The organism is Streptomyces sp. SID3212, from assembly GCF_009865405.1.
In the GTDB taxonomy this organism is placed as follows: Bacteria; Actinomycetota; Actinomycetes; order Streptomycetales; family Streptomycetaceae; genus Streptomyces.
This window is the reverse complement of sequence record NZ_WWJY01000391.1, coordinates 1-10,735: the sequence shown is the minus strand read 5'-3', so window position 1 is coordinate 10,735 and position 10,735 is coordinate 1. Positions and strand designations below refer to the sequence as shown.

At 69.5% G+C, this 10,735-nt stretch carries 12 protein-coding genes; all 12 read right to left on the bottom strand.

Annotated features, from left to right (window positions below):
* A partial coding sequence (rpsC, locus tag GT042_RS11780; RefSeq protein WP_161308666.1) for a 30S ribosomal protein S3 occupies positions 1-719 on the bottom strand: 719 nt, incomplete at its 3' end.
* The gene (rplV, locus tag GT042_RS11775; RefSeq protein ID WP_161308667.1) at positions 719-1,066 is read right to left on the bottom strand and encodes a 50S ribosomal protein L22; all 348 of its coding nucleotides are present in this window, start codon (positions 1,064-1,066) and stop codon (positions 719-721) included. The genes rplV and rpsC, both read right to left, overlap by 1 nt.
* 42 nt (positions 1,067-1,108) lie before the next feature.
* A complete protein-coding gene (gene rpsS, locus GT042_RS11770; protein WP_127356386.1) occupies positions 1,109-1,390 on the bottom strand; it encodes a 30S ribosomal protein S19 in 282 nt (93 codons plus the stop codon).
* Between the two features lie 12 nt (positions 1,391-1,402).
* Positions 1,403-2,239: a 50S ribosomal protein L2 gene (gene rplB / locus GT042_RS11765; protein ID WP_161308665.1), complete on the bottom strand. Its 837-nt coding sequence runs from the start codon at positions 2,237-2,239 to the stop codon at positions 1,403-1,405.
* 40 nt (positions 2,240-2,279) lie between these two features.
* Entirely contained in the window at positions 2,280-2,597 is a 318-nt protein-coding gene (rplW, locus tag GT042_RS11760; protein WP_161308664.1) for a 50S ribosomal protein L23, read from the bottom strand.
* Positions 2,597-3,256 carry a 50S ribosomal protein L4 gene (gene rplD / locus GT042_RS11755; protein ID WP_161308663.1) on the bottom strand — a complete coding sequence of 220 codons (660 nt, stop codon included), beginning with the start codon at positions 3,254-3,256 and terminating at the stop codon, positions 2,597-2,599. Before rplD ends, rplW begins: the two co-directional genes overlap by 1 nt.
* 7 nt (positions 3,257-3,263) lie before the next feature.
* A complete protein-coding gene (rplC, locus tag GT042_RS11750; protein WP_161308662.1) occupies positions 3,264-3,908 on the bottom strand; it encodes a 50S ribosomal protein L3 in 645 nt (214 codons plus the stop codon).
* 13 nt (positions 3,909-3,921) lie between these two features.
* Entirely contained in the window at positions 3,922-4,230 is a 309-nt protein-coding gene (gene rpsJ, locus GT042_RS11745) for a 30S ribosomal protein S10 (protein WP_003948644.1), read from the bottom strand.
* Positions 4,231-4,652: 422 nt separating this feature from the next.
* Positions 4,653-4,814: a DUF397 domain-containing protein gene (locus GT042_RS11740; RefSeq protein WP_161308661.1), complete on the bottom strand. Its 162-nt coding sequence runs from the start codon at positions 4,812-4,814 to the stop codon at positions 4,653-4,655.
* A 3-nt stretch (positions 4,815-4,817) separates the two neighbouring features.
* A complete protein-coding gene (locus tag GT042_RS40075; RefSeq protein ID WP_161308660.1) occupies positions 4,818-7,256 on the bottom strand; it encodes a tetratricopeptide repeat protein in 2,439 nt (812 codons plus the stop codon).
* Complete coding sequence (locus GT042_RS11730; protein ID WP_161308659.1) at positions 7,253-7,693, bottom strand: hypothetical protein; 441 nt, start codon at positions 7,691-7,693, stop codon at positions 7,253-7,255. The genes GT042_RS40075 and GT042_RS11730 overlap by 4 nt, the downstream gene beginning before the upstream one ends.
* A 185-nt stretch (positions 7,694-7,878) precedes the next feature.
* Complete coding sequence (locus tag GT042_RS11725) at positions 7,879-9,336, bottom strand: FG-GAP-like repeat-containing protein (protein WP_161308658.1); 1,458 nt, start codon at positions 9,334-9,336, stop codon at positions 7,879-7,881.
* Between the last annotated feature and the right edge of the window lie 1,399 nt (positions 9,337-10,735).

The window sequence follows — 10,735 nt, the reverse complement described above, 5'->3', positions numbered from 1 at the left end:
GCGCCACCGCGGCCGGCGGGACGGTCGTTGCCGCCACCACGGGCCGGGCGGTTGCCCGCGCGGGCCGCGGCGTTCTCGGCACGCACCTCGGCGATGTTCTTGACGTCGCCCTTGTAGATCCAGACCTTCACGCCGATACGGCCGAAGGTCGTCTTGGCCTCGAAGAAGCCGTAGTCGACGTTCGCACGGAGGGTGTGCAGGGGCACACGGCCCTCGCGGTAGAACTCCGAGCGGGACATCTCGGCGCCGCCGAGACGGCCACCGCACTGGATCTTGATGCCCTTGGCGCCGGCCTTCATCGTCGACTGCATGCTCTTACGCATGGCGCGACGGAAGGAGACACGCGAGGACAGCTGCTCGGCGACGGCCTGGGCCACCAGCTGAGCGTCCACCTCGGGGTTCTTGACCTCGAGGATGTTCAGCTGGACCTGCTTGCCGGTCAGCTTCTCCAGCTCGCCGCGGATACGGTCGGCCTCGGCGCCGCGGCGGCCGATGACGATGCCCGGACGCGCGGTGTGGATGTCGACGCGGACGCGGTCGCGGGTGCGCTCGATCTCTACCTTCGAGATGCCGGCCCGCTCCATGCCCTTCGTCATCATGCGACGAATGGCGACGTCTTCCTTGACGTAGTCCTTGTACAGCTTGTCGGCGTACCACCGGGACTTGAAGTCCGTGGTGATGCCGAGCCGGAACCCATGCGGGTTAACCTTCTGGCCCATTACCGGGTTCCTTCCTTGCTGCTGACGACCACGGTGATGTGGCTGGTCCGCTTGCGGATCCGGTAGGCACGGCCCTGGGCACGCGGCCGGAACCGCTTCAGGGTCGGACCCTCATCCACATACGCCTCGCTGATGACCAGCGAAGAGGCGTCCGGGTGGTCGTAGTTGTGCGCGGCGTTGGCAATGGCGCTGTCAAGCACCTTGCCGACCGGCACGCTCGCGGCCTGCGCGGCGAAACGCAGGACCGCCTGAGCCTCCGTGGCATCCATGCCACGGATGAGGTCCACCACTCGGCGGGCCTTCATGGGCGTGACGCGGATGTACCGCGCCTGGGCCCTGGCTTCCATGGTTGTCCCTTCGGTGTAAGTCATAGTCGGTTACACCCCGCGTCAGCGGCGCTTCGACTTCCGGTCGTCCTTGACGTGGCCGCGGAAGGTGCGAGTCGGCGAGAACTCGCCGAGCTTGTGGCCGACCATCGACTCGGTGACGAACACCGGGACGTGGATCTTGCCGTTGTGCACCGCGATCGTGTGGCCCAGCATGGCCGGGATGATCATTGAGCGCCGGGACCAGGTCTTGATGACGTTCTTGGTGCCTGCTTCGTTCTGGACGTCCACCTTCTTGATCAGGTGGTCGTCGACGAAGGGCCCCTTCTTGAGACTGCGCGGCATCTAAACCCGCTCCTAGCGCTTCTTGTTCGACTTGCGGCGGCGGACGATGTACTTGCTGCTTGCCTTCTTCGGCGAGCGAGTACGACCCTCCTTCTGACCCCACGGGCTGACCGGGTGACGTCCACCGGAGGTCTTGCCCTCACCACCACCGTGCGGGTGGTCGACCGGGTTCATCGCGACACCGCGGACGGTCGGGCGGACGCCCTTCCAGCGCATACGGCCGGCCTTGCCCCAGTTGATGTTCGACTGCTCGGCGTTGCCGACCTCACCGATCGTGGCGCGGCAGCGGACGTCGACCATGCGGACTTCACCGGACGGCATACGAAGGGTGGCCATCGTGCCCTCCTTCGCCAGCAGCTGCACCGAAGCACCCGCGGAGCGGGAGATCTTCGCGCCGCCACCGGGACGGAGTTCGATCGCGTGGATCGTCGTACCGACCGGGATGTGGCGCAGCGGCAGGTTGTTGCCGGGCTTGATGTCGGCCCCGGGGCCGTTCTCGACCCGGTCACCCTGGTTGAGCTTGGCCGGCGCGATGATGTAGCGCTTCTCGCCGTCCGCGTAGTGCAGCAGCGCGATGCGCGCGGTGCGGTTGGGGTCGTACTCGATGTGCGCGACCTTGGCAGGCACGCCGTCCTTGTCGTGACGACGGAAGTCGATCACGCGGTAGGCGCGCTTGTGGCCACCACCCTGGTGGCGAACGGTCACACGACCGGCGTTGTTACGGCCGCCCTTGCTGTGCAGCGGGCGGACCAGCGACTTCTCCGGCGTGGACCGCGTGATCTCGACAAAGTCGGCGACGCTGGAGCCACGACGGCCCGGGGTCGTCGGCTTGTACTTGCGGATACCCATTTCTCAGTCCTCGTCCGATTCCGGACGACTCGGACCTCCGTCAGGAGGCCGGGCCGCCGAAGATGTCGATACGGTCGCCCTCAGCGAGGGTCACGATGGCGCGCTTGGTGTTCGCGCGCTTGCCGAAACCGGTGCGGGTGCGCTTGCGCTTGCCCTGCCGGTTGATCGTGTTGACCCCGGCGACCTTGACCGAGAAGACCGCTTCCACGGCCTGCTTGATCTGGGTCTTGTTGGCGGTGGGCGCCACGATGAACGTGTACTTGTTCTCGTCGAGGAGCGCGTAGCTCTTCTCCGACACCACGGGCTTCACAAGAATGTCGCGGTGGTCGTGGAACGTCTTGCTGGTGATCTCGGCCATCAGGCTTCGGCCCCCTCGTTCTCGTTGTCATCGGCCTTGGAAGGGCCAGACACGAAGGACTCGAAGGCGGCCTTGGTGAAGACCACGTCGTCGGAGACGATCACGTCGTACGTGTTCAGCTGGCCCGGCGCCAGGATGTGTACCTGGGGCAGGTTGCGCGCGGACAGCCACGCGGCCTCGTCGCTCCGCTCGGCGACCAGGAGCACGTTCTTGCGCTCGCTGATCTTGCCCAGCAAGGTCTTCGCGGCCTTGGTGGAGATCGCGTCCTCGACCAGGCCGGAGACGACGTGGATACGCGAGTGGCGCGCCCGGTCGGTGAGGGCGGCGCGCAGGGCGGCTGCCTTCATCTTCTTGGGCGTCCGCTGCGAGTAGTCACGCGGCTGCGGGCCGTGTACGACGCCACCGCCGACGAACTGCGGAGCGCGGGTCGAGCCCTGACGGGCGCGGCCGGTGCCCTTCTGGCGGTACGGCTTGCGCCCACCACCACGGACCTCGCCGCGCGTCTTGGTCTTGTGCGTGCCCTGGCGGGCAGCGGCCAGCTGGGCGACTACGACCTGGTGGATCAGCGGAATGCTGACCTTGGCGTCGAAGATCTCCGGGGGGAGTTCGACGGTCCCGGCCTTGTCGCCTGCCGGCGAAAGGATGTCAACAGTGCTCATCGTTACCTCAGGCCCCCTTGGCCGCGGTACGGACCAGGACGAGGCCGCCGTTCGGACCCGGGACCGCGCCCTTGATCAGGAGCAGGCCCTTCTCCGCGTCAACGGCATAGACGGTCAGGTTCTGTGTGGTGACCCGCTCGTTGCCCATGCGACCGGCCATCCGCATGCCCTTGAACACACGGCCGGGGGTGGCGCAGCCACCGATGGAGCCGGGCGAGCGGTGCTTGCGCTGGACGCCGTGACCGGCGCCGAGGCCCTTGAAGTTGTGACGCTTCATGACACCGGCGAAGCCCTTGCCCTTGCTCTTGCCCGTGACGTCGACCTTGACGCCGGACTCGAAGACAGAGGCGGTGACCTCCTGGCCGAGCGTGTACTCGCTCGCGTCGGAGGTGCGGAGCTCCACCAGGTGGCGGCGCGGGGTCACGTCGGCCTTGGCGAAGTGGCCCTTGAGGGGCTTGTTCACCTTGCGCGGGTCGATCTCGCCGAAGGCGATCTGGACCGACTCGTAGCCGTCGGAGTCATTCGTACGGACCTGGGTAACGACGCAGGGTCCGGCCTTGACCACGGTCACCGGGACGACACGGTTGTTCTCGTCCCAGACCTGGGTCATGCCGAGCTTCTCGCCCAGGACACCCTTGATCTGCTTTGCCATTCTTCCGCGCCTCTCAGAGCTTGATCTCGATGTCAACGCCGGCCGGAAGGTCCAGGCGCATCAACGAGTCAACGGTCTTGGGCGTCGGGTCGAGAATGTCGATCAGGCGCTTGTGCGTGCGCATCTCGAAGTGCTCGCGAGAATCCTTGTACTTGTGCGGCGACTTGATGACGCAGTACACGTTCTTCTCTGTGGGCAGCGGCACCGGGCCCGCGACCGACGCACCAGTACGCGTCACCGTCTCGACGATCTTCTTCGCCGAGGAATCGATGACCTCGTGGTCGTAGGCCTTGAGCCGGATGCGGATCTTCTGTCCCGCCATGGCTGCTAGTAGTCCTGTCTCTCGTCACGCTCTGGAACCCGGGGGGTTCGCGTCCTGCTCCGACCCACGCGGTCGGGCGTGTCGCATCCCCTCTACGAAAATCTCCCGAAAGGGAGATCCCAACCAAGGGGGCGCGGGCCCAGGACCGCGAGCCGGAGGCACAACACCTACCGGGCGCCTGGCAGGCGTCCCACTGACACTTCCCGGAAGATTCCCGTACGTCCGCACCAGCGCTGCCCCGAAAGGCAGTTGGCACGACGAGTACTGTGGGACTCGCTTCCGGTCCTCCCGGCGGGAGGCGCGCAGCATTGACGCTCAACCGAGCAACCTGAACAGTGTGCCACAGGGCCCGTGACCCTGGCCAATCGCGGCCGGAAAGGGTACCCCACGGGCTGACGCCCGAACCCTCACCCGGGTCGCCCCTAGCGCGCGGCGTACGCGACGAAGCGACCCCAGGCCCCGGGAGCAAGACCCAGCCGGGGCCCGCCGGGGTTCTTGGAGTCCCGCACGAGGACGGCGGCGGGACCGGCGGCGACCTCGACGCACGCTGCCCGCAAAACGGACTGGGCGGGACTGGACCTCACGCCCTAGGACCGGCCCATCTCCGCAAGCACGGCTTCCCGCATCGCCAGCGCCCCCCGGAGTCCGTCGGAGACGACCTCCGACGTCGCCCCGTCCAGCCGCCGGTAGATCTCCACAGCCTCGTCCACCGCGGCCAACGCTTCGGGGAAATCGCCCAGCAAGGACGCTTGTACCCACGCCATGGCCCACAGCGAGCGGGCGAGACTCTGCGTGTGAGCTGTGGGGGCCGCCTCGGCCAGCCGGCGGCGGATGACGACGGCCTCCTCGATCACTGCCAATGCCTCCTTCCGCCGCCCTACGTAGCCGCAGGTGAGGGCCAGGTTGTGCAGGGCCATAGCAAGGTCGGGCTCGAACGCGGCAGGTTCGGCCCCCGCCAACCGGCGCCACATCGCCAGGGCCTCCCCGGCCGCGGCAAGACTCTCGTCCCAACGCTCGGTCTGCGCGTATCGGTTCGACAAGTTGTTCAGCGACCCGGCCAATTCGGGCTCGTCGACCGAAAGGCCGGTCTCTTCCAGCTGGCGCCAGACCGCCGTGGCCTCCTCACCCGCCGCGACCCCTTCGGCCGGGCGCCCGAGCTTGCCGAGGATGTTGGACAGATTGCTCAGAGAAACCGCGAGTTCGGGCCGGTAGGAAGCAGAGCCGACGGAGGCCAGCCGACGCCAGATCGCGATGGATTCCTCGACTGCGGCGAGAGCGTCCTCGAAACGCCCTGCCTTCTGGTAGCCGTTGGCCAGGTTGTTCAGCGAGGCCGCGAGATCGCGCTCATGAACATGGAGGCCGGCCTCCGCCATCTTCCGGTGGACCATCACGGCCTCCAGGTCGGCGGCGAGCGCTTCTTCGTACCAACCCGCGTTCGCGAAACGGACCGACTGAGACCCGAGGAGACGTGCCCGCTGCGTTGGATCGGTACTGACCCCGAGACGGCGCCGGGTGAGGTGGCTCGTCAAGGCGGCGATACCGGAGTCGAGGTCGATGTGGCGTCCTGCGGGAAGGCGTACCTCCACCGCTTCAAGTGCCTCTACGGGCAGGGCTTCGAGCCCGGCCAGCGCCCCGAGGGCGGCCCCGCCCGCGTGCAGCGCAAGTTCAGGACGCGCGATGAGCAGAGGTGTCAGCTGACCGGCGAGGTGCGGCCAGCGGGCCGCCGCCGCGATCAATACGGTCAGAGCGGGCCGGGCCCACGCCGGCGGCGTCGTGCCGTCGTGGGCCAGAAGGCGCTGGGGCGCGGTGGACGCCCAAGGGTCCGGCGCGAACTGGTCCAGGTGGTGACCCGGCGTGGTCAGGGCCACGAAGTCCTCGGCCAGGCGGTCCGGGTAGAGCGGCTCCAGCACCGACCCGGCGTGCGGGGTGGCGGGCGGATAGGCGACCGCGTGGTCGGACAGCGTCTCCACTGCCCGGTCCGAGGCGCAGACGTCGACCGCCAGGAGGGCACTGCGGCCGACGTCGTACGGCTGCGCACCTGTCAGCGCCGCCGTGTAGACCGCGTGCGCCAGTGTCCCGGGCGGGGTGGTGACGCGGCCGTTCGCGTACAGGGTCCGCCAGTGGTCCCGCTCGCGGTCCAACAGATACGCGGACACCCGTCCGGGGCTGGTCAGCGCGCCCGTTTCCGTACCGGTCCGGTGCGCGTCGACGGCGGCCAGCGCGGCCATGTGCACGCTCAGCACCTGTCCGAAGGCCGGGTCCCGGAGCGTGTCCGGCGGGTTGATGGCGTTGGCGCCTGCCGTGTCCAGGGCACGGGCGAAGTGGTCGCGGGCGGCGGTGAAGAGCGACTCCGGGTCGGTGTCCGCGTCCTGCGCCAGCGGCGGCAGGGCAAGGGAGTCGGTGGGCAGGTCCAGACGGTCGAGGCGATGGGCCAAGGTCTGCCACCAGACCCCCGCCGGGCGGGCCAGCAGCAGGACACGTGCCCGGCGGCCCTGGCGGGCGGCGTCGGTGATCATGGCCCGCAGATCCTCCTCCGGCCACCGCTCCGCGTAGTCCGCGACGAGGAGCACCCCCGTCCCCGCCGGCGGCCCACTCTCGGTCAGCTCCGCGCCCGGCGCGGGATCGGTCGCGTGCCGGGCCTGGAGCACCTCCCAGCCCGCCGCCCGGCTCACCGCCGCGAACTCCGCCCCCAGGCGGGTCTTCCCCTGGCCACCGGGCCCGTGCAGGAGAAGGACCGAGGCGGGCAGGCTCGCGTCGCGCCACGCGGCCAGTGCGGCCAACTCACCGGCCCGCCCGGTGAAGTCCACCAGCGCGTAGCGCGCCAGCAACAGCCGGGCCGGCTGGGCCCGGGCCTGGGCCGTCGTCGGATGCGGACGGTCGGACGGGAAGGCGTCCACCTGGTACAGGGGGCGCTCGCCCGGTGCCGTGGTGACGGTGACATCACCGGCCACGCCGCTGACCTGCACCACCGGCCCGTGCACCACCGAGCCGGCCACCCACTGCCTGTTCCGGCTGTTCCCGCTCACGGCCCGTCGATCTCCACGTCCGAAGCGGTGTCGCGAACCTGGTTGACCGGGCCGGACGCCGAGGTGCCGCGTACGGACTGATCCCCGCCGGAAGGCTGCGCGGGCGCGGGCGCGGCTCCCGGCGGGACGGCGGGCGGCGGAACAGGCGCCGGGCCCCGGTGGGTGATCCGTACACTCCCGCCCGTCCCCGCCACCTGGGTCACTCCCCCGCCCACCGCACTGCTCTCCACGGTCTGTGAAGGGCCGGTCCCGCCGCCGGCGCCTCGCCGGATCCCGGCCACCGAGACCCCCAGCCCCGCCAGGGCCACGAACAGGCCCAGCACACTGGCCCACTTGTCGGCCTGGTCGAGCCCCACCACGGCCAGGTGGACCACCAGCGCCCCCACGGCCACCACCGCCACCGACCCGCCGACCCACGTCTGCACTCGCCCCGTCATGGAGCCATGGTCGGGCATCCGAACCGGTCCCGGATGCCTCCATGCGCGCACGGTGACAAGGCCGTTACCCCGTTACCCCTCCTACCGGCGCTACGGCTCCTGAGGCGTGTCCGGCGCGGGTCGCCCCGCGCAGCGGTTCGGCTCCTTTCACTTGTTGGGGGAGGTACGAGGGGTACGGCGAGGGCTCAGCCGGCGAGCGGATCACCAAAGGCGCTGTACGCGGCCGGCAGGCCGAGGCCGCGGGGCCCGAAGCCGATCGATCCGGCGGCCGGGAAGCCCGTACCGGCGGCACCGCGCAGGAAGGTCAGGCCGCCCGCGTCGGAGTCCTCCGCCTCGGCGGTGACGGACAGGTCCGCGTAACCGTCGCGGTTGACGTCGGAAGCGAGCAGGCGCTCGCCGAAGCCGTCCCCGTCCTCCGACGCGCCGGGGACCCCGGCGGTGTCCTGGGAGAGGCTGCGGGCCCCGGTGGTCGTGACCCCCTTGGCCGAGCCGCGCAGGACAACCACGGCTCCGGCGGACCAGGTCGCCTCGGGGTCAACGCCGAAGGTCTTGCCGGGGACGCCCGCGGCGAGGTCTCCGTAACCGTCCTTGTCGAAGTCGCCGACGGCCACCGAGGCGCCGAAGTCGTCGCCGTACACACTCGTACCGGGCACCCCCGCGCTGTTCTGCGTGAGGTTCGTACGGCGGCCGGCGCTGGGACCCGCGGCGGCGCCGTACACGATGCCGACCTCACCGCCCTTGGAGCCGCTGGGCTCCCGGTCGGGCTCGTCCGGGTTGCCGATGACGATGTCGCCGTACCCGTCCTTGTCCAGGTCACCGATGGCGGCGTTCGTACCGGCGGGCAGGGTGCCCCCCTTCACCAGCCCACCGCTCCCGCCCTTGTAGAAGACGGACGGCCCGAGGGGATCCTTGTTGATCTTCTGCCCCTGGACGACCAGATCTACGGCTGCGTCCTTGGTGACCTTGCCGGCGGTGAGATTCGGCCGGTCGAGGGGGGACTTGTAGCTCATGGTCTTCCCGTGACTGCCGGCCTTGGCGAACGGTCCCCGTACGAGCCGGATCTCCCAGGCGGGAACGCCGTGCCCCTGGTTGACGATCGCGAGGTCCGGCTTGCCGTCCCCGGTGAAGTCGCCGGCGGCGAGGCTCTGTCCGAAGTACGTGCCGTACTGGACCGGGTCGGGGTTCGGGACGGTCGTACCGCCGCTGAGCCCCTTGGCCCCGCCCCAGACGACGACAACGGTCCCGGACTCGTTCATCTTGCCGTTGTCCTCGTCCGGCGCGGAGACGACGAGATCGCTGTAGCCGTCCCGGTTGAGGTCGGCCACGGCAAGCGAACGGCCGAAGTCGTCGTACGCCTCGGCGGCGCCGGGGATCCCGGCAGTGTCCTGACTGATCACGGTACGGCGGCCGGGGTCGAGCCCCTTCGCGGTCCCGTACACAACGGCAACGCGCCCGGCGGACGCCTTGGTCCCGACCTTCGCCATAAAGGCGCCGATCGCGAGATCGCGATACCCGTCGCCGTTGAAGTCCCCGGCAAGCCCGGAGGGCGCGGCGGCGGCGCCACCCGCGGCAACGGTCAGCAACCCGCTGGCGAGGGCGGTGACGGCGGCGAGGGAGAGGGTGGTGCGGAGGGTGCTGTGCATGGGGCTGTTACGTCTCCGGTGCGTGAGGAGTCCAGTGCGGGGAGGGGAGGGGAGGAGATCCAGTGCGGGGACGGAATCCGCAGATCCGAATGCAGTGGAGACGTGTGGAAGGACGCAATGGTTGTGCGGCGGGGAGGGGGTGGTTGAGGTGGGATGTTCGGGCTCGGGTTCGGACCAAGGGGTAGTCGGGGTGCCCGGCGTCGAATGAGGCGGGGTGGGGCCGCCCCTTGCGGTTGAGTGTCGCGGTTTCGGGGCGGGCGTCAAGGGCGCTCCTGCGGAGCGTCGGCTTCGCCGATTCCACTTCGTTCCACCCTTGACCCCCACCCCGAAACCGCAAGGGAAGGCAGAGGGGGGCGGCCCGGGGGAAGGTTCCCCGGGGGCCAGTCTGTGGTTCCTGTTTCGTCGCGGACCGCTGCTTTCGGCGGGGTTTTGCGCACCACTTGAATGGGGCGGTGACGGGCTGGCTCGGCGGCCAACCACCGTCTGCTGGCGGGCGCACAAGCACCGTGTCTGAGATCCGTGATCACCTGCGGGGTCAGGCAGGGCTTACTGTCCATCCTGGCGGCCAATACGCCCCATTTGCCCGACCATTGGGGCATGCTGGGGGCCTCTCGGGGTGGGCCTTGCGTCCTGTGTTTCGTTAAAGGGCCCTGGCGGCCCACATCCCACCGAAAGAGGCCGGACGGCCGTCCCGCCGTGCCGCATCCGCCCCACCACCCACTCGGCTCGGGCATGCCGCTCGCGCGCGGGCCGGTGGGCAGAGGTCGGCCGCCGAAGCTGCCCACCACCACGCTCCGCCAGGCTATATGCCCCATTTGCCCTATCTTTAAGGGCTCCTGGGGACCTTTCCTGTCCGGTCTTGTGTCCTGTGTTGCATTAAGGGGCTCCCCTGGCCCACAACCCACCGAAACGGGCCGGATCGCCGCCCCGACGATCACCATCCGCCCCGCCACCCACCCGGCTCGGGTGTGGCGCCCACATGCAGGCCGGCGGGTGGCGTGTGGCCGCCGAGACCGCCCATCTCCACTCCCCGCCTGAGTAAATGCCCTATTTGCCCAGGTTTTGAAGCCCCTTGAAGGCCACGCTTCCCCGGCCTTGTGTCCTGTGTTTCGTTAACGGGCTCCCAGAGCACACCACCCACCGAAACAGGCCAGAAGAGCCGCCTCCCCCGACCGCCTTCGCCCCACCACCCACTCACCACAGACACGGTGCTTGCACACCGGCCAACAGACGGCGTGGCAGCCGCCGAGCCGACCCGCCACCGCCCCATTCAAGTCGTGCGCAAAACCCCGCCGAGAGCCGAGGCCCGCAACGAAACGCCAACCGCATCCGGGGGTTGTCGGGGAACCTTCCCCCGGGCCGCCCCCCTCTGCCTTCCCTTGCGGTTTCGGGGTGGGGG

What these genes read in the sequence shown, in the direction of transcription:
- rplW (WP_161308664.1), bottom strand. Translation starts at nt 2,597, where the DNA reads ATGGCCGAGATCACCAGCAAGACGTTCCACGACCACCGCGACATTCTT.
- rplB (WP_161308665.1), bottom strand. Translation starts at nt 2,239, where the DNA reads ATGGGTATCCGCAAGTACAAGCCGACGACCCCGGGCCGTCGTGGCTCC.
- GT042_RS11725 (WP_161308658.1), bottom strand. Translation starts at nt 9,336, where the DNA reads ATGCACAGCACCCTCCGCACCACCCTCTCCCTCGCCGCCGTCACCGCC.
- rpsS (WP_127356386.1), bottom strand. Translation starts at nt 1,390, where the DNA reads ATGCCGCGCAGTCTCAAGAAGGGGCCCTTCGTCGACGACCACCTGATC.
- GT042_RS11730 (WP_161308659.1), bottom strand. Translation starts at nt 7,693, where the DNA reads ATGACGGGGCGAGTGCAGACGTGGGTCGGCGGGTCGGTGGCGGTGGTG.
- rpsJ (WP_003948644.1), bottom strand. Translation starts at nt 4,230, where the DNA reads ATGGCGGGACAGAAGATCCGCATCCGGCTCAAGGCCTACGACCACGAG.
- rplV (WP_161308667.1), bottom strand. Translation starts at nt 1,066, where the DNA reads ATGGAAGCCAGGGCCCAGGCGCGGTACATCCGCGTCACGCCCATGAAG.
- rplC (WP_161308662.1), bottom strand. Translation starts at nt 3,908, where the DNA reads ATGGCAAAGCAGATCAAGGGTGTCCTGGGCGAGAAGCTCGGCATGACC.
- rplD (WP_161308663.1), bottom strand. Translation starts at nt 3,256, where the DNA reads ATGAGCACTGTTGACATCCTTTCGCCGGCAGGCGACAAGGCCGGGACC.